General features: G+C 41.4%; 20 protein-coding genes and 1 tRNA gene. 8 read left to right on the top strand and 13 right to left on the bottom strand.

Going from position 1 to position 25,264, the window contains the following annotated elements; all coding sequences use genetic code 11:
* Positions 1-30 precede the first annotated feature (30 nt).
* Both ACM0OS_RS21465 and ACM0OS_RS21460 read right to left on the bottom strand, forming a co-directional pair.
* Positions 31-1,212: an aldo/keto reductase gene (locus tag ACM0OS_RS21465; protein WP_414545225.1), complete on the bottom strand. Its 1,182-nt coding sequence runs from the start codon at positions 1,210-1,212 to the stop codon at positions 31-33.
* Positions 1,213-1,301: 89 nt separating this feature from the next.
* Positions 1,302-2,519: an HhoA/HhoB/HtrA family serine endopeptidase gene (locus tag ACM0OS_RS21460; protein ID WP_414545224.1), complete on the bottom strand. Its 1,218-nt coding sequence runs from the start codon at positions 2,517-2,519 to the stop codon at positions 1,302-1,304.
* 277 nt (positions 2,520-2,796) lie between these two features.
* On the opposite strand from ACM0OS_RS21460, the gene ACM0OS_RS21455 reads away from it, so the two are divergent.
* Positions 2,797-3,198: a metal-sensing transcriptional repressor gene (locus ACM0OS_RS21455; protein ID WP_414545223.1), complete on the top strand. Its 402-nt coding sequence runs from the start codon at positions 2,797-2,799 to the stop codon at positions 3,196-3,198.
* 43 nt (positions 3,199-3,241) lie between these two features.
* Here the strand turns inward: ACM0OS_RS21455 and nagZ are convergent, their stop codons facing one another.
* The gene (nagZ, locus tag ACM0OS_RS21450; RefSeq protein ID WP_414545222.1) at positions 3,242-4,327 is read right to left on the bottom strand and encodes a beta-N-acetylhexosaminidase; all 1,086 of its coding nucleotides are present in this window, start codon (positions 4,325-4,327) and stop codon (positions 3,242-3,244) included.
* A gap of 378 nt (positions 4,328-4,705) precedes the next feature.
* Positions 4,706-5,524 (bottom strand): 2OG-Fe(II) oxygenase, encoded by an 819-nt coding sequence (locus tag ACM0OS_RS21445; protein WP_414545221.1) that lies wholly within the window; start codon positions 5,522-5,524, stop codon positions 4,706-4,708.
* A gap of 460 nt (positions 5,525-5,984) precedes the next feature.
* On the opposite strand from ACM0OS_RS21445, the gene ACM0OS_RS21440 reads away from it, so the two are divergent.
* Positions 5,985-6,881, top strand: a complete 897-nt coding sequence (locus tag ACM0OS_RS21440; RefSeq protein ID WP_414545220.1) for a class I SAM-dependent methyltransferase — start codon at positions 5,985-5,987, stop codon at positions 6,879-6,881.
* 25 nt (positions 6,882-6,906) lie between these two features.
* Here ACM0OS_RS21440 and ACM0OS_RS21435 read toward each other — a convergent pair whose 3' ends face one another.
* A complete protein-coding gene (locus ACM0OS_RS21435; protein ID WP_414545219.1) occupies positions 6,907-7,734 on the bottom strand; it encodes a glycosyltransferase family 2 protein in 828 nt (275 codons plus the stop codon).
* Between the two features lie 344 nt (positions 7,735-8,078).
* On the opposite strand from ACM0OS_RS21435, the gene pds reads away from it, so the two are divergent.
* The 4 genes from pds to ACM0OS_RS21415 all read left to right on the top strand — a co-directional run bounded on the left by pds (position 8,079) and on the right by ACM0OS_RS21415 (position 12,189).
* On the top strand, positions 8,079-9,518 hold the full coding sequence (pds, locus tag ACM0OS_RS21430; RefSeq protein WP_414545218.1) for a 15-cis-phytoene desaturase: 1,440 nt from the start codon (positions 8,079-8,081) through the stop codon (positions 9,516-9,518).
* Positions 9,502-10,434, top strand: a complete 933-nt coding sequence (gene crtB, locus ACM0OS_RS21425; protein WP_414545226.1) for a 15-cis-phytoene synthase CrtB — start codon at positions 9,502-9,504, stop codon at positions 10,432-10,434. The genes pds and crtB overlap by 17 nt, the downstream gene beginning before the upstream one ends.
* 182 nt (positions 10,435-10,616) lie before the next feature.
* Positions 10,617-10,708: transfer RNA gene (locus ACM0OS_RS21420), tRNA-Ser, on the top strand.
* Between the two features lie 179 nt (positions 10,709-10,887).
* Positions 10,888-12,189, top strand: coding sequence for an ABC transporter substrate-binding protein (locus ACM0OS_RS21415; protein ID WP_414545217.1), 1,302 nt, complete (start codon positions 10,888-10,890; stop codon positions 12,187-12,189).
* A gap of 91 nt (positions 12,190-12,280) precedes the next feature.
* Here ACM0OS_RS21415 and ACM0OS_RS21410 read toward each other — a convergent pair whose 3' ends face one another.
* Positions 12,281-12,877, bottom strand: coding sequence for a hypothetical protein (locus ACM0OS_RS21410; RefSeq protein WP_414545216.1), 597 nt, complete (start codon positions 12,875-12,877; stop codon positions 12,281-12,283).
* Between the two features lie 201 nt (positions 12,878-13,078).
* On the bottom strand, positions 13,079-13,930 hold the full coding sequence (locus ACM0OS_RS21405; RefSeq protein ID WP_414545215.1) for a hypothetical protein: 852 nt from the start codon (positions 13,928-13,930) through the stop codon (positions 13,079-13,081).
* A 310-nt stretch (positions 13,931-14,240) separates the two neighbouring features.
* Here ACM0OS_RS21405 and ACM0OS_RS21400 point away from each other — a divergent pair, with 310 nt between their 5' ends.
* The gene (locus tag ACM0OS_RS21400; protein WP_414545214.1) at positions 14,241-15,839 is read left to right on the top strand and encodes a B12-binding domain-containing radical SAM protein; all 1,599 of its coding nucleotides are present in this window, start codon (positions 14,241-14,243) and stop codon (positions 15,837-15,839) included.
* 148 nt (positions 15,840-15,987) lie between these two features.
* Here the strand turns inward: ACM0OS_RS21400 and ACM0OS_RS21395 are convergent, their stop codons facing one another.
* The 6 genes from ACM0OS_RS21395 to ACM0OS_RS21370 form a co-directional block, all read right to left on the bottom strand.
* On the bottom strand, positions 15,988-18,465 hold the full coding sequence (locus ACM0OS_RS21395; protein WP_414545213.1) for a S8 family peptidase: 2,478 nt from the start codon (positions 18,463-18,465) through the stop codon (positions 15,988-15,990).
* A 19-nt stretch (positions 18,466-18,484) separates the two neighbouring features.
* Positions 18,485-19,495: an AAA family ATPase gene (locus ACM0OS_RS21390; protein WP_414545212.1), complete on the bottom strand. Its 1,011-nt coding sequence runs from the start codon at positions 19,493-19,495 to the stop codon at positions 18,485-18,487.
* Between the two features lie 499 nt (positions 19,496-19,994).
* Positions 19,995-22,058: a ribonuclease catalytic domain-containing protein gene (locus ACM0OS_RS21385; protein WP_414545211.1), complete on the bottom strand. Its 2,064-nt coding sequence runs from the start codon at positions 22,056-22,058 to the stop codon at positions 19,995-19,997.
* A 95-nt stretch (positions 22,059-22,153) separates the two neighbouring features.
* Entirely contained in the window at positions 22,154-22,369 is a 216-nt protein-coding gene (gene rpsR, locus ACM0OS_RS21380; RefSeq protein ID WP_414545210.1) for a 30S ribosomal protein S18, read from the bottom strand.
* Positions 22,370-22,371: 2 nt separating this feature from the next.
* Positions 22,372-22,566, bottom strand: a complete 195-nt coding sequence (gene rpmG, locus ACM0OS_RS21375) for a 50S ribosomal protein L33 (protein ID WP_414545209.1) — start codon at positions 22,564-22,566, stop codon at positions 22,372-22,374.
* Positions 22,567-22,609: 43 nt separating this feature from the next.
* Positions 22,610-23,167, bottom strand: coding sequence for an RDD family protein (locus ACM0OS_RS21370; RefSeq protein WP_414545208.1), 558 nt, complete (start codon positions 23,165-23,167; stop codon positions 22,610-22,612).
* A 502-nt stretch (positions 23,168-23,669) separates the two neighbouring features.
* Between ACM0OS_RS21370 and glp the strand changes: the two genes are divergently transcribed.
* On the top strand, positions 23,670-24,905 hold the full coding sequence (gene glp, locus ACM0OS_RS21365; RefSeq protein ID WP_414545207.1) for a gephyrin-like molybdotransferase Glp: 1,236 nt from the start codon (positions 23,670-23,672) through the stop codon (positions 24,903-24,905).
* The last annotated feature ends 359 nt before the right edge of the window (positions 24,906-25,264 follow it).

The following is a 25,264-nucleotide window of genomic DNA, read 5'->3' as shown; positions in this document are numbered from 1 at the left end:
CTTGTCCCCTTGTCCCCTTGTCCCTATTCCCTAAGTCTTCGATAACCGCTTAACCTCAGCACCTGCTAACATCTCATGAGCTTTGGCTAACATTTGGGGAATTTTATGGGCGTGGGGACTATTAACGAGAGATTGACTTAAATCTAATTCGTCTAAGCTGTCTGCTTTATTACCAGGAAACCAATGACTGCCGTTCCCCAACAGGTTGTAGCGCATTTTGGCATAGTCTACCAAATCGTAGGCGATCGCTAAATTTAAAAGCCACAAAATTACGGGTATATTTATTTCTCCCGGTGTTTGGGCAAAGCTGGGTAAGTTGGTTTCCCAAGTTTTTACCCAGTCTTCTCCTAAGCTAGCGATCGCTTCTTGTTCTAATCTCTGCAAAATTGGTGGTAAGATTTCCTCTGCCCGGTCTAGCAATTCTAAAGTTTTCAGGTGTTCATCAAAGTCTTGGGGTCTAGCTGCACCCAAACTCAAGGTGTGTACTTCGGGATGACTTAAACAAAATAAGTCATTAAACACCATTGGACTTAAAGGGGCGCAAAGATTAACTAACTTTTGCGGTGGATTATATAGCTTTCCGCCTTTATCGGAGGGACTAATGATAAATACTCCCATATCATGACGGGTAGCTGCTTGAATTGCTTGCCAATTCCATTGATTAATGTAATACCAATGCAAGTTGACATAATCAAATTGGTTAGTATTAATTGCCTGGATAATCACATCTTTAGATCCGTGGGTGGAAAAGCCAATAAATCTGACTTTTCCCTCGGCTTGCAACTGTTTTGCTACTTCTAAACAGCCACCGGGACGCATACTATTATCAAAAGATTCAGGATGATTAATGCCGTGTAAACCTAATAAATCAACATAATCTAACTGGAGATTTCGCAGTGATTGTTCAAATGTCTGGCGAAATTTTTTAGCATCTGCAACCGGGTTAACTTTTGTCTGTACAATTAATTCGTTGCGGGGAAATTTGGGCAATATTTTCCCTAATTGCATTTCCGAAGTACCATAGCCACGGGCAGTTTCAATGTGATTAATCCCCACCTCCATCGCCCGGCGAATAGTGGCTTCGAGATTAGCCTGATTGTCAGCAGGAATTTCCAACTGTGAAACATCTTGCCATTTGAATTGGTATCTCATACCGCCGCAGGAAAATACTGGCATTTGTAATTCTGTGCGGCCAAATCTTCTATATAGCATTAGTGGCTTTTGGAGTCATTACCATCTCAAATCTACAAAAATTTAGGGATACGTCTTGGCGTATCCCCACACTTAACTAAAAACAATTACTAAGCAGCATCTCGCAACTCAGCCGTGCGAATTGACAACATCTGTGTCTGGTTACCGCGTTGCACTTTCACTTGTAAAGCCTGACCCAGACGACTATTTTCTACTAAGTTCTGTAATTGTTCAGCGCTGGTGACAGTTTCTCGATCAACTTGCACAATCACATCCCCACGTCGGACACCCGCAGTTGCAGCAGGAGAATTGGGTACAACTCGGATGACCACAACACCGTTAATTTCTGGGATTTGCATAGGAGAGTTGGGATCAGTATTATTCTGCTGTGCTAAATCGGGTGTTAAAGTGAGCATTTGCACACCCAAATAGGGATGAACAACTCTACCATCACGTTGTAGTTGTGCTGCGATCGCTTTAGCTTTATCTATGGGAATCGCAAAGCCAATACCCATTGCGTCAGGACGAATGGCTGTATTAATACCAATGACTTCACCGCGTTCATTCAACAGTGGCCCGCCAGAGTTACCAGGATTAATGGCCGCGTCGGTTTGAATAAAGTCTAAACGTTTGTCAGCAATCCCGACTTGGGCGCTAGAACGCTTGAGGGTACTGACAATTCCCAAAGTTACAGTGTTATCAAATCCTAAAGGATTACCCACTGCGATCGCCCAGTCTCCCACTTGTACATTATCAGAAGAACCCAAAGCTGCCACAGGTAAATCATTACCAGCGTTAATCTTCACGACTGCTAAATCGGTCACTTCATCAATGCCTTGAACCTTTCCTTCATAGGTGCGGCCATCTTTGAGCCGGACTGTCACCTTATCAGCTTTATCGACTACATGGGCATTAGTCAGAACCAAACCACTTTTGTCGATAATAAAACCAGAACCTAGACCACGCAACTGTTCAGGCGGTAATTGTTGAGAAAAACCTTCCCCAAAAAACCGTCGGAAAAATGGGTCTTCCATAAATGGGTCTATGCGCCGAGTGATAGTGCGCTCCGTGTCAATACGTACCACTGCCTTGCCGACACGGTTCACAGCTGCTGTCACAAAGCTAGTACTACCAATAGCAGCATTTGCTGGCGATTGTCCTGGAGTAATCAGTTCTGATGCATCTGTAGCAGCTCCTACATTGGGTGCAAGTTCTGCTTGGGCAGGTAATACCCATAAGGTACTAACAGTTAGTGTCACCCCTAGAATTATGGCTAATGCCTGGGAGGTAAGTTGACGTAGAGAATGGCGTAGTTTGAAAAATCTCATAATTACCAGCTAATTTAGCAGCCTATTGGTTATTTAGTCGTGAAAAATCCATTTACATTTATTTTTACAAAGCAGAACAATTGAGTTGGCATATTACATGAGCCATCTGTAATTAAAATTAATGGAATATTTAACACAATAGCTATTATGGAGATTAGCCCTTTCAAGGTTCGGGTTTCACCCTGTTAACACTATTGTCGAAAAAATAGTTTTCTTACAACCAATTATCCTCTAGGCTAGGATCTTAGTACTACCAGTGCTTGGGCAACCCATGACCATGAACGGATCAAACCGATTAGCTAAAGAATCCTTGTCTGCATCCCCAAAAGCCAAAAATATTTTCCATCAAGATACAGACCACGAACATACAGATCATACTCATGGGCATGAAAAATCAACTCATCCACACGTTCATAGTGAAGAATCGTTACGGCGAATTGTCAATCGGTTATCACGCATAGAAGGACATATTCGTGGCATTAAGACAATGGTGCAGCAGAATAGTCCTTGTCCTGATGTTTTATTACAAATTGCGGCTGTGCGGGGCGCTTTGGATAAAGTTGCGAGAATAGTTTTAGATGAACATTTAACTGAGTGTATCGCTAGAGCAGCGCAAGAGGGCAATATGGAAGCTGAAATAGAACAATTAAAAGCTGCTTTAGATCGCTTTTTGCCTTAATGCTCATGAGCCATTGGTAAAAATTTCCTTAGTCCCCAGTCCCCTAGTAACAACAAGCGATCGCTAGTTCGGCATGTTCTAGTAATGTCTTTTTATCCAAAGGATGGATAATATACTGGGGGGTGGCTACCAATAGTTTCTCGATTCTGTCTCTAGCTGCTGTGACTACTGATTCATCCAGGCTACCTTGACTCAAAGAATTGGCAAAATCTTCAGCCATCTGATAGGTACGTTCAATAGATAATGAATTGATATTACGCGAGACAATAAACAAGTCACAGCCAGCATGAAAAGCTTTGGCTACAGTCCCATTTTCGATAAACATATCGGAGACAGCTTTCATATCCAAGTCGTCAGAGACAACTACCCCTTCAAAGCCCAGTTCTTCCCGCAGTATGCCCTTGAGGATAGCCGAGGATAATGTAGCTGGTACATCAGGATCTATCTTGGGAAACAAAATATGCGCTGTCATGATTAAAGGAATTTGCTCTGCAATCAGCGCTTTAAACGGTATGAGTTCACGAAGTCGCAGGTCTTCTACGGTGAGATTGAGGATTGGTAATTCAATATGAGAATCTTTACTAGTGTCTCCATGTCCAGGGAAATGTTTAGCACAACCTAAAATTCCTGATTCTTGTAGTCCCCCATAATATTCAAGCGCACCTTGTGCAGCTGTTTCGGGAGTGCTACCAAACGCCCGCGGCCCAATAACCGGATTTTGCGGATGGGAAAAAATATCTGCTATTGGCGCCCAAGATAAGTTTACACCTAGTGATTTCAGTTCTGTAGCTGTTGCTTTGGCTACTTCACGGGTGTGCGATCGCAACAGCGAGGCATAGGGAAAGCGGGTAATTGGTAGCGGTGTCCGCACCACACGTCCCCCTTCATGATCTAACGTGATGAACATTGAGTCCCGTTCAGCATATTGTCTAATTTGGTCGTTTAGATCCTTGAAGTTTTCTAGCCAAACATCATAAGGGGTTCCATCCAAAAAATTTTTCGCAAAAAATATCACCCCGACTGGTTTTAGTTCACTGAGGGTGCGTTTATCGTCATCGCTTAATTTTGTTCCAGAAACACCAAGTATTAAGTGATGTCCAAAGTTTGCTAGCTGTTGAGATGCTGCCATAATGCTTTACCTACGGTTGTGTAACAAACACCTAGATTTTTAACCTAAAGGAAACAAGCTTTATCCTACACTTTTATACCAATTAAAAAATCTCAAAATCTTAACAAGGTTATAAACCTGCTGTAAAGGCTTGAGCTTTTATGCTCCTACCGATGTATCTAAAGTAAATCTTATCTAAGATGGTACTATTGACTGCTACATCGGCCAGTCACGGATTTAAAACTTCTGTCCACTTATTTCAGGAGTCCTCATCTTTATTGACGTGGATGCACCAAAAAAGCAAATTGAGATGAGATCAAAACCGCTAAATCTAGTCATATATATTTTAAATATATTGAGCAACTAAAACTACACCTATCAAGAGCGTAGTTTAATACTTTATTTTCTATAAAAATGAGGCTTTTTAATTTTATGTTTAAAGATTTTACGCACTATATTTCGTAGACTAGCGTCTCCTCTCAACAATATATCTCTCAGATTCTGTTCCGGCCGCCCTCGAAAGGACGTAACATGATAATATTTATGTGCAGCAGCAGGTTTTGGCGAAAAGTAGTAGTTAGACACACAACAGCGTTGGCCATGATGATTAATTGGGCTAACGGAGTGCCAAGACTTTTTATTCGTAATCATCATCACCAGCCGATTAAATTTACTGTGAATAGTTCTACATGGCTGCTTTAAACTTTGATCCCAAAGTTCTAGATTACCGCCATAATTTTCGTGCCAATTGGGAGTTACATAGTACAGTAAATTTAACACCCGATAGTTCTGAATATCTTTATCATGGGAATTATCCAGATGAGGATTTAAAAAACAACCATATTCCATGAGGCTAACGCCACCAGCATAAAGGTATTCATCTGGCATCAATTCTGCAAATCCAGTTATTTCAGCAATGAGCTTAACTACCCTGGCATCCTGAAAAGCATAAACAATTTCTTCTAAAATAGGATTGTATTTATCTAACTGTATGCCAACATATTTATATTCTCTCAGGTCTTTTAACTGCAATAAATCTTCTTTTGCGGGAAACGCATTATAGATTTTCAATACATCATCTGTATTTAACAAATCATCTAAATAACACGTATTGATTCGGTTATCAATAGCAAATTCTTTTTTTAAAGCCGATTTACACTGTTCGAGCTTATTTAAAATTTGTTCGGCATAATAATGCCTCGAAGTTTTGTCTAGCATTTATATTAATTTATTCCAGATATTGTAAAAAATACTGCTCTATTATATAGAGTTTTTAAAAAAATGGCATTACTAAATATTATGTAAATCACAATCATTGCATTAGTCATTTTTTCTTCGCAAACAAATTAATCATAGATCTATTTTTTGATTAATTTATAGTGTTCCTATTTAATTTTTGTTGCCTTAGCCTGCGCTTTGCTCTTACAAGACTCAGTACACATTTCTCTCTGTCTGACTATTTTCTATTCCCTACCTACGCAAGTAAATAGGGCTACAACACCCAAGCTATCAGCAATTAAATTGAATTGTTATATGGTGATTTTCCAATTATCAACAATAAATTTACATAAGCTTGTTGTGATTTTTAAATAGATAATAACTAATATCAAGTTTAATTTGTTATATTTCTTGATATCAACAAAAAATTAAGTAAATACACGCTTAAAGATTGTAATAAATGTTAAAAAAAATAAATACAACCTGTTCTCAGTATTTTGCTCAACCAAGCAAAATTGATAGATGGGACGAAGATATTATTATTTGCCAGATTTTAAACCCCTCCCCAGCTATCCAAGCCAACAGTTACTACTTTGGGCATCCAGAATGGGGATTAAATTATTTTAAAGCCTGTCACAGAGATGAAAAGTTTGTAGAACTGTGGCAAACCGTGATTGGTAGTTGGCAAGGCAAAGTAGTGGTAGATATTGGTTGCGGGCCTGGCAATGTATATGCTTCTCTCAAAGAGTTTTGTGGTGAACCGCAGTTTTTACTGGGCGTAGATGTTTCTCTCGGCGCCTTAAAAATGGCTCGCAAACTCGGATATACAACAGTCCTAGCAGATGCTCAAAATCTACCTTTTATTTCTGGGTTTGCTGATATTGTGGTGCTTAATGCCTGCTTGCATCATTGTGATGATATGGCAAAAGTTCTGCAAGAAGCAGCTAAATTGGTACGTCCTGGTGGGCTGTTAATCACAGATCACGATCCCCAAAAAAGCGCTTATGAGTTCAAAGGGTTAGGCTCCCTATTATGGAAATTACGGTTGCCAATATATCAGTATATGAAACGAGGGGGACATACCACCGCAGAGGAGCAATCCTGGGGTTTGGCAACAGAGGTACATCACAAAGCGTGTGACGGTATCACATCAGACATGTTTTATGAAATGCTAGAACCTATGGGGTTTGCAGTTAAGGTTTACCCCCATAACCACATAGTAGGTGCAGAAGCATTAAAGGGTAATTACGGTAAGCCATTTTGGAAGTATCGTCTAGCTCAGAGATTATCAGGTATAAATCCCAACTCCCCAGAGGCGGCATTGTCTTTGATGTGTGTTGCCACTCGCATGGATTGATCATAAATTATTTATTTTCACTGCATCACTGATGTTTTAATTTCTCCGCCTCAATCATCCGAATTGCCAGGATAGTTTCTGCTAAAACACGCTGAAAGACATAATACCAACCGCGCCAACCATCAAAAATCCAGCCTTCGATAATCAAGCAATAGAGAAAAATCATCCAAGGCGCCAAGATTTTGCGTCTGCGGATACGATCAGCCCAATCGAGTTCGTTGATGGGAGTTTCTAGTATTTTCTTAGCTTCAAGCACTGTATAGCGTTCTTGTGACCATAACCAACGACTCAACGGTTTGCGATCATCGTGGTAGAGATAAGCGGAAAGTACAGCGGATTTACCTGTTAGTTGTAAAACTTGTGTATGTCCATCATCAATATAAATGGCTTTGCTTTTTTGAAACAGAACTTGACGGGGAGGGAGTATTCTGGTGTTACGAACAGGTTTGCCAAACACACAGTACTTAAACTTGGCAAAGTAGCCATCAATTTCTCCATCGACAGGTAAAGCGGCTATTTCCGATATCAACTCATCTGGAACTATATAATCTGCGTCTAGAGAAAGTACCCAGCGGGATGAAACTTGCTCTAAGCCATAGTTCCATTGTTGACCGTGGGTATCGAATTTACGTTGAAATACTTGGACTTGTGAATAGGAATTAAGAATTTCTAGAGTCGTATCGGTACTATAGCTATCAATAACGATGATTTGTTTTGCCCAAGTCAGATGCTCAAGGGTACGTCCAATATTAGCTGCTTCATTATAAGTGAGAATTAGAGGCGTAATGTTTTCTAATATAGGCACAATAGTTCCCTCAGAATTAGACCAATTCTGTGTAGTAGGTGTTTGCATAGGAAATCAGATAATTGTAAACTGCATGTTCAATACATTGATAGCAATAAAAACTCTGTATACCAGCACTAAATAAAAATTTATATAAAATTTTACCAAGTAAATTACATAAATTAACCTATACCTCTAGGATATTTGAGACTACGGATAAAAAGTTAGTATACAAATTACAAATCCTTGACTGCTTGCTGGCGCTCTGGGCTTACCTGGAAAACTCGGTAAAATTCCCGTTGAGAGAAGTTTTTATAGAAGCGATCGCACAATGACTGCCAAATGTAACAGATTGCAACGTATAATGAGAACGACAAAACGATAAAGAAATTATTTAAAGGCAGTAAGTTTAAATGCGAGTCGCGATCGCGGGTGCTGGTTTAGCAGGGTTATCCTGCGCGAAATATCTCACAGACGCAGGTCACACTCCCATTGTCTTGGAACGCCGGGATGTATTGGGTGGCAAAGTGGCGGCGTGGCAAGATGCTGATGGAGACTGGTACGAAACGGGTCTGCACATCTTCTTTGGCGCATATCCTAATATGTTGCAGCTATTCAAAGAATTGGACATTGAAGACCGGTTGCAGTGGAAAGAACACTCAATGATCTTCAACCAACCCGATGCACCAGGTACTTACAGCCGGTTTGATTTTCCGGATTTGCCAGCACCCTTAAATGGTGTCGTGGCAATTCTGAGAAACAACGACATGCTGACTTGGCCTGAAAAAATTAAATTTGGACTAGGGCTGATTCCGGCAATGGTTCAGGGGCAAAAGTATGTCGAGGACATGGACAAATATTCCTGGACAGAGTGGTTGCGTAAACAAAACATCCCCGAACGGGTCAATGATGAAGTTTTTATTGCCATGTGCAAGTCATTAAACTTCATTGGCCCAGATGAAATTTCGGCGACCATTCTCCTGACAGCCCTGAATCGCTTTCTCCAGGAAAAAAATGGCTCAAAAATGGCGTTTTTGGATGGTTCTCCCACAGAACGATTGTGTCAACCCATAGTAGATTACATTACCGAACGCGGTGGTGAAGTGCGTCTGAACGCGCCCTTAAAAGAAATTTTGCTGAACCCTGATGGTACAGTCAGAGGCTTTTTGCTCAGAGGATTAAACGGAGCAGCAGACGAAATTTTCACAGCTGATTTGTATGTATCGGCAATGCCAGTTGATCCTCTGAAGGTGATGCTACCAGAACCTTGGCAGCAAATGGAATTTTTCCAGAAGCTAGAAGGCTTAGAAGGGGTACCAGTTATTAACCTGCATTTGTGGTTTGATCGCAAACTCACAGAAATTGATCATCTACTTTTTTCGCGATCGCCCCTCCTCAGCGTTTATGCTGATATGAGTAATGCTTGTCGTGGATATGCTGATCCCGACCGTTCGATGCTGGAATTAGTTTTAGCACCGGCCAAAGACTGGATCACCAAATCAGATGAGGAAATTGTTACCGCCACGATTAGCGAGTTGGAAAAACTCTTCCCTGACCATTTTGGGGGAGAAAACCCAGCCAAACTGCTGAAATCTCATGTGGTGAAAACGCCGCGTTCAGTTTACAAAGCGACCCCTGGTCGTCAACAGTACCGTCCCTCACAGACAACCCCGATCACCAACTTTTATCTGACTGGGGATTACACCATGCAACGCTACTTAGCCAGTATGGAAGGTGCCGTACTTTCTGGTAAGCTAACAGCGCAGGCGATCTCAGAAGCACTGCCGGTAGCAAATGCCTCCAACCTGCAAACGCCAACCCGACCGCCCGCAACGAATGCTGCAACTGCCTGATTCCCCCCCGCGCATGAAAACGCTGGTCTCTGTAGACGAGTCCTACAAACTTTGTCGGCAACTCATAGCCAAGTATTCCGCGACTTTTTACCTCAGCACTTTGCTCCTGAGCAAAGAAAAACGTCCTGCTATTTGGGCGATTTACGCTTGGTGTCGCCGTACAGATGAACTGGTAGATGGCCCCGCATCTGCCCTGACTACGCCAGAAACCCTAGATTTATGGGAACAGCAGCTAGAATCAATTTTTGCTGGACGCCCGGTTGAAAATTATGATGTGGCTTTGGCGGATACAGTCCAACGCTTTCCCGTAGATATTCAGCCCTTTCGGGATATGATTGCTGGTCAGCAAATGGACTTGTATCGCAGTCGCTATGAAACCTTTGACGATTTATACATCTACTGTTATCGCGTTGCTGGTACTGTAGGCTTGATGTCAACTTCAGTCATGGGTTTGGATGCTACCCGAAATACAGCCCCCTGGAACCATGATCAACAGCCCTATGTTCCTATTGACGAAGAAATTGCCTTAGGAATTGCCAAGCAACTTACCAATATCCTCAGAGATGTCGGAGAAGACGCACGCCGCGGGCGAATTTATATCCCTTTAGAGGATTTAGCGCGATTTAATTACACCGAGCAAGATTTGTTTAAGGGTGTAGTTGATGACCGCTGGCGCGCCCTGATGCGATTTCAAATAGATCGAGCAAGGCAATTTTATACTAAAGCTGAAAGGGGTATTACTTATCTTTCCACTGATGCCCGTTGGCCTGTCTGGGCTGCCCTCATGCATTACAGTCGAATTTTAACCATAATTGAACAAAACGATTACGACGTGTTCACTCGACGTGCATACGTACCCCAGTGGCAAAAATTACGTTCTCTGCCAATGGCATGGATGCGATCGCAAGTGCTTTAAATAATTCGTAATTGATAATTCGTAATTCGTAGTTAAAACCCCAGAAATCAGTTCCAGGATAGCTGAAACATAGATTAAATTTCATCTTCATCCATCAATTAGAAATTACGAATTACGAATTAGTAATTATTTTCTTGACCCAGCAAAAAAAATCTGCTACCATTCATATTTGTGAACCACCTGGAGAGGTGGCTGAGTGGTCGAAAGCGACAGATTGCTAATCTGTTGTACGGCAGGTAACTCCGTACCGAGGGTTCGAATCCCTCCCTCTCCGTTTTGAAAAATTAAAATGGTAAACACATAAAAAAATTTTGATGTGTTGGTAATAAGTTTTACTCCCTAGGGTAGATGCTATTATTTAGCATTCGGAGTCTGTTAAGATCGGGCTAACTTAAAAACCTAGTTTGAATCTTACTTGTAGACTCCTAAATATCTGAGGAGTGAAAGTAAATTATGCCAAGAATTATTACTGCCTTAGGGTTAAGTATAGCTACTCTAGCAACCGGACTTTTAGTGGGAGCTTGCGAAAATGCTAATAGCCCTGAAAATACAGCTACCACTGGTGCTAATACCACAACAGGTAGTACTCAAGGGCTAAAAATTGGTACATTACTACCAACAACTGGTGATCTGGCTTCCATTGGACAGCAAATGGTGGGTTCAGTACCTTTGCTCGTCGAGACTGTTAACGCTTGCGGAGGTGTCAATGGGCAACCAGTAACGTTAGTAGAAGTAGATGATCAAACCGACCCTAGAGCGGGTGCGGCTGGGATGACTAAACTGGCAACTCTCGATAAAGTAGCTGGTGTAGTTGGTTCCTTTGCTAGCAGCGTATCTACGGCTGCTGTCTCAGTTGCCGTACCTAATCAAGTCATGCTGGTTTCTCCTGGTAGTACAAGTCCAGTTTTTACTGAAAAGGCTCAAAAAGGTGACTTTAATGGCTTTTGGGCCCGCACTGCTCCTCCAGATACCTATCAGGCATTAGCTTTAGCTCAACTTGCTAATAAAAGAGGTTTTAAGCGAGTTTCTACGGTTGTGATTAATAACGACTATGGGGTCGGTTTTGAACGAGCATTTGTACAGGCTTTTGAACAATTAGGTGGAACTGTAATTAATAAAAACAAGCCTGTTCGCTATGACCCCAAAGCCCAAACATTTGACACCGAAGCTGCCGCTGCTTTTGCCGGCAAGCCAGATGCCGTAGTTGCTGTTCTCTACGCTGAAACAGGTAGTCTCCTCCTAAAAACTGCCTACCAGCAAGGCTTGACTGACGGTGTACAGATTCTCCTGACAGATGGAGTTAAATCACCTACCTTTCCCGAACAAGTGGGTAGAGGCAGTGATGGGAGATTTCTCTTGGCAGGAGCGCTGGGGACAGTACCCGGTTCCGATGGTCAAGCATTAGCAGCTTTTAATAAACTGTGGCAAGAGAAAAAAGGCGGTTCTCCAGGAGAATATGCTCCTCAAGCTTGGGATGCTGCGGCTTTGTTGGTACTAGCAGCACAAGCTGCCAAGGAAAACACAGGCGTGGGTATTTCTAATAATATTCGTGAAGTGGCCAATGCACCTGGGACAGAAGTTACTGATGTCTGCGAGGGGCTGAAGTTGTTGCGAGAAGGTCAAAACATTAACTACCAAGGGGCTAGTGGCAACGTTGATGTTGATGCCAATGGTGATGTTGTCGGTGTCTACGATGTTTGGACTGTAGAGGCAGATGGCAAAATTAATGTGATTGACAAAGTTAGTCCTAAATAAACACTTCCTCCGCCTAGAAACCTGAAAAGATAAGTACGTTAGCCTGCAAAAGTGGGCTAACATATTTTAGTGTTTTGACAGCTTGTTGGCATTAGGGCTGATTAACACTAGCTTCTAGGGTTTTGACTTGGGTTTGGAGTTCGACAATTCTTTGCATATGCGATCGCTCTAGCGAATAACCCAACCAAACAAAGCTCCCACCGAACACAGCAAGTATTCCCGCCAAAAGCCCAGTAAGCAATTTTACCTGGGAGCGCAGATGTTTCACTTCCTGAAGCTGATATTGGGGTGGCGCCAGATAGTTGAGGTTTAGGTCTGGATTTTCTGTAACCAGTTGTGTGTTTGGCATGGTTGGACTTTTGAAGGTAACTTTACTTTGTAGCCAGTTAGTAATTAATTGAGGACAATTTTTTTTTACCCAGCGCCAAGCAAGAATTTTAAAGACTGGTTTGGATGTGTGGGAAATGAGTTTGAGGGTTGTATTAAGAGTCCGAGAACGAAACTTGTGATTAATCAGGTTAATAGAACCTACATCATAGAGACAATCTAATATGAGTTTAACTGTAGTTTCTTCTCTAGTAATTAAACTTGTCAGCAGTAAATTAACATCACGTATCCGTTCTCCTTCTTTCTGCTTTTCTAACTCAATTTTTGAAAAACTACTTGATATTTCTCCGGGGTGATTCATATATTTTATGGTGTATAAATTCTGGGTTTGAATTAAAATTTTATTCTCAATAACATACATCAAATAAGTGCTAAAAAAAACTCAAAGCTTCTCTTAGTAAAGCATTCTTTCACTTTTATATTTTTAACTATAAATAAACTCCTAAATTGGCAAAAGGCAAAAGTAGAAAATACTTTCGCCTTTTATTTTTATATTATGTCATTAGAAGCCAGTGAAATTGTAACCAATCCCTAACAATAAACCGACATCAGTTTGTCTAAAAAAGCCGGCATTTACAGAAGCTGTGGCTGTAAATTGAGGAGTTAGAGGAAAATCAATACCACCAGATACCAATAAGGCTGTTCTGGAGTTGCTACCAGTCTTAATAGCTGCACCTACTCCCACGTAAGGTGCGATCGCTAAAGGTTCAGCAAATGGATCTGCTGACTGTAAGGAAAAGTCATAGGTCAAGGGAACCAGAATTGTGGTGTTGTTCCCAAACACAGCCGATGGTCTAATTGAAAAGTTGTTTGTCAGTCCAATTTTACTAACGGCTGCAAAGTTACCATCACCTAAAGCCGAGTCACCGCCACCTAAACCCAGGTTACCAGCAACACCAATATAGCTTCTGCCACCACGAGTTGGTCTACCGAAATTGATATCTGCTTGTGCTACTTGAGAACCAGCAGGTTGAAAAGTTAATTCTGATTCCGGTGTGAGGCTAGCTGATGAAGTTGATACTGTACCAGGTACTGGCGCAAGTGAACTACTAGCGATTTCTTGGATAGCAGCGTTAGGAAACTGCGGTGATGCATTCTCATCTAATACTGCTGCTTGATCAGCCACGGCAAAAGTGGAGTCAAAATCTATTTGAGTTAGTTCTGTATTCAACTGGTTGAGATCATTTGCAGCTACAGAAGTTTCACTTAACTGCTGAGAATCTACCTCATCGGCTGCTTGAGCCACAGATGATAAACCCGTAAGCAAAACTGCAAATGCAGTTAAACTGGGTATCGCTAAAGCGAAAGCTCCGCTAACACGTAACGTTTTGTAGATAAGAAAAATATTATTCACTGTTCACTCCTGACACAATATTGCCATAATCGACATTTTGTGATTATGATTTGACGAATTTGGGCAATATTCAAACTTTAACATCAGAAAAACAGTTATTACATCCTTAGTTAGACGTAAGTATTTTCCTGAATCTTATGTATTACAGACTATATGGGATTTATGCTCATAAGTCAGAGCTATTGGCATGGGAATTAGGGAAACTTGAAAATGCTAAACTAAGTCAAATAGAACATATTTCCCAAAAAGTCAATAAATCTTGATTTTCGTTAGAGTGGGATAACAATCACAGTGTGAGGATAAATACTACATGCGAGTGTTACTGGTATATCCGATATTTCCCAAAACCTTTTGGTCTTATGAAAAAATCTTGGAATTAGTTGATCGCAAGGTTTTGTTACCTCCTTTGGGTTTAGTGACGGTGGCAGCAATTTTGCCTCAAGAATGGGAGTTTAAGCTAGTTGATCGCAATATCCGCCCAGTGTCTGAAGAAGAATGGGCATGGGCGGATGTAGTCATTCTCTCCGCCATGATTGTCCAGAAGCAAGATTTATTGGGGCAAATTCAAGAGGCAAAACGACGTGGTAAGTTAGTCGCTGTGGGTGGACCTTATCCGACTTCTGTACCTCACGAAGTGCAAAATGTCGGTGCAGATTTTCTGATTTTAGATGAAGGGGAAATCACCCTGCCCATGTTTATTGAGGCAATTCAACGGGGTGAAACTTCTGGTACTTTCCGCGCCACAGAAAAACCAGATGTGACAAATACACCTATTCCCCGTTTTGATTTACTAGAATTGAATGCCTATGACATGATGTCGGTGCAGTTTTCGCGTGGATGTCCTTTCCAGTGCGAATTTTGTGACATTATTGTTCTCTATGGTCGGAAGCCGCGTACCAAAACCCCAGCACAACTTTTGGCAGAGTTAGATTGTCTCTATGAGTTGGGTTGGCGGCGTGGTGTATTTATGGTGGATGACAACTTTATTGGCAACAAGCGCAATGTGAAATTGTTGCTCAAAGAGTTGAAAGTCTGGATGGCAGAACATCAATATCCCTTCCGCTTTGATACCGAAGCTTCCATAGATTTGGCACAAGATGCAGAAATGCTGGAGTTAATGGTTGAGTCTGGTTTCTCGGCGGTGTTCTTGGGAATTGAAACACCGGATGAGGATAGTTTGCAATTAACCAAGAAGTTCCAGAACACTCGCAGTTCCCTAGCCGATGCAGTACAAACCATCATCAAAGCCGGGTTACGGCCGATGGCTGGGTTTATTATTGGTTTCGATGGCGAAAAAGCTGGCGCAGGCGATCGCATTGTCAGGTTTGCGGAACAAGCAGCAATTCCTTCTACAACTTTTGCTATGTTACAAGCACTACCCAATACAGCGCTGTGGCATCGGCTGAAAAAAGAAGGACGACTGCGAGAAAATCAAGACGGGAACATTAACCAGTCGACATTGATGAATTTCATTGCTACCCGTCCTCTAGAAGATATTGCTAGAGAATATATTGAAGCGTTTTGTGCTTTGTATGACCCCGTTAAGTACTTAGATCGCACCTATCGCTGTTTCTTGATGATGGGTGCGCCCACTTGGAAAGCGCCAGCTAAAATGCCAGAGTGGGTAGTTGTCAAAGCGCTACTAATTGTGATTTGGCGACAAGGTATTAAACGGGAAACTCGGTGGAAGTTCTGGCATCATTTGTTTAGCATGATCAAGCGTAACCCAGGTGTTGCCGAACATTACCTTTCTGCTTGCGCTCACAACGAGCATTTTCTAGAGTATCGCCAAATTGTGCGCGATGAAATTGAAAGTCAGTTAGCTGAGTATTTGGCCCAAGGTGCAGAAGAACCCTATGTATTGGTAGAGAAAAAAGCTGAGGAAAAAACTGAGGCGATCGCTAGTTAATTGAAATAGGCGATCGCTTGCTGTGGAAATTTTGCTGGAGGCGATCGCCATGCTTACTGGTATTGGTTATTTTTTAACAGATATCCAAGAGCGCGACGAGTAAGAGGTTCTTGGGTTTCTTTGTAAGTTATTGTCAGGTTTCTATTATTTAAACCCTGGCTCGATTTCTTTCTCTTTGGTCAATTTGTTCGACCTGGAGTTTCACACGGTTATATAAATTGACTTGCGGATCTGAATGAGTAATGCTAACAACTAAAGCATAACGCTGTAGCTCGATTTCATCTGGATTTGCCCATTTACGGTTACAACTTACCACCAAAGTCATAGGCAAATCATTATATTTTTGAGCTTGTTTTGTTAGTTCTATTTGTCCTCTTTGTACAGTTCCTTTCTTGCGGAGAGTAGAATTTGGAGATAAATCCACATTAATACTACGTCCTTTATATTTTTCTTTTAAAATTTCCATTGATATTTCTGTAAATTCATCAGGCTTATCTGTTTTACTGGCATTTACATAGGCACTTACGATACTTTCCTTATCAATGCCCTTGAAAAGATTAAATTCCATTGTTACCCCCAAATATGAATCTCCACGAGTTGGGCGAGTTGGAGGATCAAAAGCTAAGGAAATTGATACTGTTCGAGTACCTTTTACATCAAAAAATTCTTGTGGTAATTGAGGAATTTCATAAATATGAAACTTTCCCACTGGAATAACAATATTATCTTCTGATAGAACAACATAGTTTTCAGCAGAATACATTGCACGTTCTAAATCAGTCTGCCCATAGCCATAGATTTGTAGCTGCTTTTTAGTTTTTTGAGATTTTTTACCCTGACTAAATTCATCTGGAATTTCTTTTGGAAGAATTGCCGAGTTGACAATAAGCGCTCGAATTAGATTAGAACTAGCATTTGGATATTTTGTGAAGAGTTGAGCAGCAATGTTAGCTACACGAGGTGCAGCAAAACTTGTACCACTACAGATGTTAAATAAAGAACTTTGGAAATCTTGGCAGAGAGTCACAACAGAAACCCCAGCGACATTATCTCCTAATGGACTAACTTTAGGCAAATCTAAACCTTTTCTATAACTGAGGTCTAATGCTAAATCTCCACCAAAATCTACAACATCAGGCTTAATCATTCCATCTACTCCAAAACCATTTCTGGTAAAGGGAGAAGGGTATCCTCGTAATTTTGCGATCGCCTGACGACGAACATCAGCAGGTTCTGTAATACTACCTCGACCATAAGATAAAGAACCTACAGTTAGTGCGATCGCAGAAGTTGCTGGATCAATAATTCGAGCATTCTTATTCAGTAAATAATTTGGGTATTCAGTTCGTAATTGTTCATACTCTAACTCTTCATGATAAGAATTTCCTGCTGAAATCACAAAAATAATGTTTTTGTTTTGGTATTGATAAGCAATTTCATCTATCTTTGCTGCTAATCGAAACTGCTTCATTCCATCTATATAAAATTTTTCGTAATCACCCAGGGAGATATTGATAACTTTACAATTAGGGTAATTATCCACAAAAGCCTTAATTGCTCGATCAAGCTGAGTTTCTAAGAGAATATCCTCATAATACTTACAATCTTCATCTGTTACACGAGCAGAAAATAACCACGCTGTTGGATAAAATGACAGTTTTTTAATACAGTTTTCGACATCTCCATAAATAGCAATACCAGCAACACTTGTACCGTGTCCATTTACATCCTCTGCACCACCTTTTATTAATTGCTGTCCTGGATCTGGAAATACATCAGCTTCACCCAGCACTGGCGCAATTAATGGATGACCACTCTGTACACCTGAATCTATAACAAGAATGCCGCAATTCTCTTCAGGCGGGGTAACAACTTCAGGAAAACTAGAAATTGGTAAATTATAATCGGCATTGCTTTCAAATGCAGGTTGGGGAGGACGATCAATTTCTTTGACAGTTTCCAGTTCCAGTAAAAACTCTAAAACCTCGTGAGTGACTTTAATTCTAGCTATGCACAGATATTCACCAACATAGCTATCACTCATTCTCATAGGAGCGGTATCTGTAGAAAAGTCTTCTAACCTTTCGGCGATACGTTCTAAAGACGCTTTCATTTCTTTGCGATTGCCTGTGTGCCAGAGTTCCAAATCTAAAGCTGCAAGTTCATCTGGTTGTACAGGGTTTAACTCTAACAAACGACCAATGCGATCTTCTCGTTCAAGAGGGACTAACTCATCAATTGCCCCTAAATATGAATATTCGGGTCCTTCGGTAATTTGACTGTAATTTTCTAACCGTCTCCTAAATTCCTCTAACTCCAGATCAGATGAGAAGACAACTATGGCTTTATCAGGCTCAAATGCTAGGATATCTAATCCTGTCTGATTAACTAGATCGTCTGAAAGTTTTTGATGAGTTTTTATCTTAAAAATTAATTTTGGGTCAAGACGGAAAGGGTTACTCTTTTGTTTTTTCGGCTCAGTCAGTCCAGACAGTTGATTTAATAAATACTTACCATGTTCAACGGAATCAGCGCGTTTTCCACCACCAAAGCCACGCCCCCGTCTTCGTGGTAATTCTATGTTTATGATTCTCGGCAATTTAAGGTGTTCAAATTGACTAACCATGAGGACTTGAGGTAGAGAATTATTTAGAGTTTGCTATTATACTTTGCCTTTCTAAAAAACGCCCTATAGCAACCTCAAAATCATCAGTAGTCAAGGTACGTTCACCCCGTAGAATTACAGCTTTAATTGCATCAGAACAGATACGTTCTATATCTGCTCCAGTAGCATTCTCAAGCCGAGCCGCAAAAGTAGATACATCAACACCAGTATAACGGATACCAGATAGATAACGACTTAAAAGAGCCGTGCGTAATTCCAGGGTTGGGTTATCAAAGAAAATCACCTCATCAAATCGTCGCCAAACTGCACTGTCTAATAGTTTTTCGTGATTAGTCGCTGCAACAAATATACTTTGATTAGTTGCATTATCAATGAGTTGTAACAAGCTATTCACTAGGCGTTTAACTTCACCATGTTCATTTAAGTTATCTCGATCACGAGCGATCGCATCAAACTCATCGAACAACACTAACCATTCGCCTTTTTCAATGTAGGTAAAAATTTTCTGAAGATTGGTTGCTGTTTCACCTAAATAAGAAGAAAATACGGCTGTCAAATTCACGTAAACAAGGGGTAGACTCAAGACACTAGAGAGGACTTTTGCGGTTTGAGTTTTACCGCATCCAGGTGGTCCACAAAAAAGCAGTTTGTTTTTGGGTTTAAGGTTATAGGCTGCAAGGATGTCTTGCTTACGGTTTTCCAGAACGATTTCTTGCAGGATATCAAAAATCTTTTCACTGAGGACAATGTGATCCCAGGTTAAGTCAAATCGCTTGACATCCAGTAAAGCCAGTCCAGTGTCTTTATCTTTGGGTGGTTCAGGAAATTGATTCCAGGGAGATAGATTAGCTGCTAGGGGTTTAGTGTAACCATTCCCATTTTGAAGCAGCTTTTCCAAATCTCTAGCCAGCAGGATGTGATTTTTATTTCTTTCTTCTTCAATCAGTTCGTTAGCCGCAGCCAAAAACTCTTCTCTCTCGTTGCGAGAGAAGCTTTTGAAGAGTTTTCTGATAATTTCACCGCGAGCCATACTTTAGAACTACTGTTGGTTACTGTGTCTATCTCATTTGGCATAGAACAATTGTACTAAAAAAAGCCAAAATAACAAATCTGCTACTCTAGCACTAAGATATTATGTTTCTCTGCGAAAATTAATTAGGTTCAAAAATGTCTGTATATCAAAATAAGGCTGTGAGTTACTTTATAGTAAAGGTTTGATAGCCGATATTCGTATATATAGTGACGTAAATACACAGTGTTTATACCTTTATCATACTGCCGACTTTACACATTTGCTGGCGTGTTCACAGATTAAATCAAATACGGCGTTGCATTTCGATAAACAACCTCCAGCATATACAAAACGTGTACAATATCCCGCTTACTTCTCCTTTTTAGGCACTTTCAGTAGTTTATCAACATCATAATTCACGGAATTACTAGCTCATGGCGGTGCAACAATTAACAGTCAACAGTTGAAGATGAAGACTTTAGCCATGAATCAAAATTATCCCGATTATTCCTGACAACTAATTTGATGCTGACTGATAGCTTTCTTGATAAATGATTTCCTGGAACTGAATCATGTCTTTTTGCGGATCAGAGTGACTAACTTTCACTAAAATTTGTTCGCCTAAACTGACCGTACGTTTAAAAAACATCGGCAATTGTAAACCCAAATCTTCTAACAAAATTAGTGCCAAGTTGCTGTCTTCTCTCAACCACATTAAGACTGTTACAGACCAAACTTGGTCGGGATGCCGACGCAAATATTCTAAAGCATAATATCTATTAGTTTGTCGTTCTACCATTGTCACTTCTTGGGTGGTAGAGGTGACTGTCATCATCACTTCTTTGAGTTGTTCGGCTGAGAAGGGCGGAACTTCACCCCGTAAGTGGGCTTTTAATTGAAAGTGAGTGAGTAAGTCACTATAACGACGAATCGGCGAAGTTGCTTGAGTATATGTATTTAAACCTAAACCAGCATGGCGCAAGGGTGTGATACTCATTTCACTCTTGGGCATACAACGACGCATGGCGCAGGCGCGAACAAATCCTGCCGGTAGTAAGATTAATTCTTCTTCAGGGGGTAATTCTGGCTGTGGTTGACCACGAAAGGGCAAAGGTATGTTATGAGCTTGACCATAACGGGCAGCTACTTCGCCAGCTAAAATCATCATTTCTGCTACCAACTGCCGCGATGAGGAATCATCTAAAATATCAATGTCAATTTCGTCGCCTTTGACTTTGATCATCGCCTCTGGCATATTGATGCTGATGGCTCCTTGGTTATATCGCCAAGATTTACGCCGCTTGGCCCAGTTAGCGATCGCCTCAATTTCTGGTTCTGCTTCTACGCCTAATTCCAACATCTCATCGACATCTTCGTAGGTGAGGCGATAAGTTGGTTTAATCAAGCTGGGATGAATACAATAATCTTCTACCGCCCCGGTTTCATCTAAAATCACCCCGAAGCTTAAGGCGAAACAAACCCTTCCCTGCACCAAACTCATGGGGCCTGTCGCCAATATCTCTGGGAACATGGGAATCATTCCCGTGGGCAAATAAACTGTACTTCCCCGTTTTCTGGCTTCTAAATCTAACTCATCTTCTGGTACTAACCACCGGGTGGGATCTGCAATATGTACCCACAGTTGTTCTCGCCCATCTGGAAGTAATTCCCAACTTAAACCATCGTCAATTTCTGTCGTACTTTCATCATCAATTGTATAGACCTTTAGGTGAGACAAATCTAGGCGATTTGTATCTGAATCAGTTGGGGGAAAATCCAAACGCTGTTGCGCCACTTCTAATACCTTGTTAGGAAACTGAACCGAAATTCCAGAACGACGCAGGAACAAGTTTTCATGGGTATCCCACCAACCCAAGTCTATTAATAGTTGAAAGGCTCCTTGGGGAGTTGCGGGACGCCCCAGCATATTCATAGTTTCTAAAACTGGGGCTGGCGGAGGATAGGCCCGTGCAAGGTTGTCATAACTGACTCCCATGCGGATGATATCTGCCAGTAGTGAGGCGTATTTTTCCAGTGCTTCTAATCGCTGGCGATCGTGGCGCTGCCAATCTACGGCTTCACTTTGGAGTGCTTGTTCTACACGAGCCAAAAATTCCTGCTGTCCCCTAGCTTTGAGCGCCTCTACTTCTATTTGGTGTTTGCGTTCTGCCACCTGGGCCGCTGTTCGCGGTTCATAAGCTTCACTTTTTTGTTTGAAATAAAGCTTGTCTTCTGATAACAAGCAATGGGCGGCATAACACGGGGCTGCATCTGATTCTGAAAACAGCAGGTTTGCCATTTGGGCTGGTGTGACTGTTTCGCCATCTTCCACCAGCAATTCCCAAGCTACTTCTAGACTAGAGGGATCTAAATAAGGTTTAACCTGCTCCTGAAAACGGGCAATGTCAGATTGCTTGTAGGTTTGTCCGTTAACTGTATAAGTAATTTGTCTAGGCGCGAGGCTGTGGGATTGACTGCGTTCATCTACCACTAACCAGCGGGTTTTGCCGTCCGGGCGATCTACTACACCCAGACGGCGATCGCCTTGAACCCTAAATTCAACTAGCGTCCCCTTATCCACAACTCTCGCAATTATTTTGGTGAACAATTTAAATACTGGAAGTTCTGAGTTAAGAGTTTTGATTCATAACTCATCACTCATAACTCATGACTTTTTTAAGCTTCCGCATTGACAAATGGCAATAAAGCCACAATCCGCGCACGTTTAATGGCTAATGTCAATTCTCTTTGTTGCTTACATGTAAGCCCAGTGATTCGACGTGGCAATATTTTACCCCGCTCGGTGATAAACTTACGCAACAAATCAACATCTTTATAATCTATAGGCTCTCCTGGCTTAATGGGAGACAGGCGACGACGATAATAACTCATCCTTACTTAATTTCCTTGTGAACAGTGTGTTTGTTGCAATGGGTACAGAACTTTTTCAGTTCTAAACGGTTTGTCGTGTTGCGACGGTTCTTTTTGGTTGTATAACGTGATACACCAGGGGAACGCTTGTCTGGATTAGTACGACACTCAGTACATTCTAGTGTCACTATTATGCGGACACCTTTACTCTTAGCCATAATCTTACAAACAGTAAAGCCTGAGGAGAATTAACACAAATTACTATCTTCTCACACTACGCACCAATTTATCAACTAATCGCTTAACTTTTATATCTAGCGAATAGCCCCGACGCGAAGAAACGATAAAAGTTCCCCCGTAGCGGTCATGCAAAGCTTGCCGCATTTGGGTATTAGATAAAGCCGCACCACAGTCAATAGCCAGGGGAAGTAATAGCAGTATAGCTGTGGGGTTAGCTCTGATGTTGCTTAAGGCAATGGACACCAAAAGCGCACCAACGCCAATTATAGCCTCTCGCTGGAGTAGCGATCGCAAGGTAGGGATTCTGCCTGATATTTGTCCATCTTTGACTTCGAGGATCTTCAAATCAAAGGCCCAACGCCCAAGACTTTGCCCTTGATTGTTGTAAACTATCACCACCCGAAAAATCACCCAGCAGAAAAGAAAAACTAAAATTTGCACAAACTGGATGCCGAGTTGATTACCACCCAAGATAGAACTGATTAACCAAGCAGCTAGAAAATCTAGTCCTAGTGCCATTCCTCTGCGTCCAATCTCAGCTTTAGGATAGTGTACTTGCGGGACTCGTTCTATAGTCATACAAAATAGGCATTTATTTTAAAAGAGGTTGGCTAAAGAAGTAGGGGAGCAGGGGAGCAGGGAGCAGGGGGAAGAAAGGCAGATTTCATCTAAGTAAATTGGATAATTTATTTTCTGGAAGTCCTAATCATTCTTCTTGTTTTCAATATTAATGTGAATAGCAAACTGCATGACAGAGGAAAACCAACCAGATAACCCAGAACAAGAAAAACAGTTTGACTCGGTAACAGATGAGAGAGACTGGTCAATAAGAGGCAGGGGGCAGGGGGAAAAGGAGCAGGGGGGAAACCCCATAAATAAATTTAGGGGCTTGAAACCCTTTTTGCAGGAGAATTTCAGTATCTTTCTCCCCTGCCCCCTTCCACTGAGCGACTTGTACCGAGCGAAGTCGAGGTAAGCCAAAGTGCTGCCCCCTGCTCCCCTGCCTCTTCGGTAAGGGAATTGTGAGTGTCAAAAATATAGATTAAGTAGCGAAAAGTGTCAAAAATTGGAGTCATGCGTCATGTTATTAGTTAGCGATGCCGAGGAAATTATTTTAAATTTAGTGCAACCGTTAGATGCTCAACGGGATATAGAAACTGTTGATTTATTAGGCGCAGATAATCGCATTTTGGCCACTCCCGTCACTAGTGAATTAGATTTTCCCCATTGGGATAATTCAGCAATGGATGGCTATGCAGTCCGGTATGAAGATGTGCAGCACTCTCACGAAGCACAGCCAGCTAATTTAGAAATTATTGAAGAAATTCCCGCAGGATATCAACCCCAGTCTACACTCCAAGCAGGGCAAGCAGCACGAATTTTCACAGGTGCAGTGATGCCACAGGGGGCGGATACTGTAGTTATGCAGGAAAGAACACGCCGGGAAGATAATCGGGTGTTGATTTTGGCTGCACCACAACCCCAAGAATTTGTCAGACACAAAGCTGCTTTTTATCAAGCAGGAAAACAACTATTACCAGCAGGAATTAAATTAAATTCTCCAGAAATTGCCGTTTTAGCAGCGGCGCAGTGTTCGCAATTAAGTGTTTACCGTCGTCCCCGTGTGGCAATTTTTTCTAGTGGTGATGAATTAGTCACACCAGATAAACCCCTGAATCCAGGTCAAATTGTCGATTCCAATCAATATGCTTTAGCGGCTTTGGTAAAACAGAATGGGGCAGAACCGATATTATTAGGTATTGTTAAAGATCATCCAGAGGCTTTACGAGAAGCGATCTCCTACGCCATAGCTAACGCTGATATAGTTTTATCTTCCGGTGGTGTGTCTGTAGGGGATTATGACTATATTGATCAAATTCTCGAATCGTTGGGAGCTAAAATTCATATTCGCTCTGTCGCCATCAGTCCAGGTAAACCTCTGACTGTTGCTTCTTTTCCCAGTTCTCAGTCCCCCATCTACTTTGGATTACCGGGAAATCCTGTCTCAGCTTTGGTGACTTTCTGGCGATTTGTGCAACCGGCTATTAAGAAACTTTCGGGGTTAGCTCAAGGTTGGAAACCAGTATTTGTAAAAGCGCGATCGCATGATGAATTAAAATCCAATGGTAAGCGGGAAACTTACCTGTGGGGACGCTTACATTTAGTTGATGGCATTTACGAATTTCACAAAGCAGGTGGTAGTAACAGTTCCGGTAATTTAATTAATTTAGCTCAAACCAATGCTTTAGCTGTGCTGCCAGTGGGTACAACGCTCATTTCTCCACAAGATGAGGTGCTAGTTTTACAGGTGGGGTAATTCCTGCTGTGAGGAGAGACTTTGAATTTCTGGTATGGAAGTTAGATTTTCGTGGACTTTTCCACATGATGTGAAAAATCAGACTAATACTGTTATCCGAACCGTATTGAGAGTCATTACATCAACAACAGCTAACTCAAAAGACATATCTCCATTCTCTATCGTTTGCTATCCCGCTTCTGTTATTTTCCGGAATAAGCAAGCAAAAAAGAAGCTAAATTGCCCGACCATCTAAGGCAGTTTAATTATTCACGAAATGATTGTAATGTTATTTGAAAGGGTTTTTTGGAGAAAACTTACCATTTTTCTTAACGGGTGACAAGGCAGTTGAAGATGAGATGTGGCAACAATTTGAGAAA

This window comes from Nostoc sp. CCY0012, from assembly GCF_963920855.1.
Taxonomy (GTDB): domain Bacteria; phylum Cyanobacteriota; class Cyanobacteriia; order Cyanobacteriales; family Nostocaceae; genus Cyanocohniella.
The sequence above is the reverse complement of the archived record's forward strand: the minus strand, read 5'-3'. Positions and strand labels throughout refer to the sequence as shown.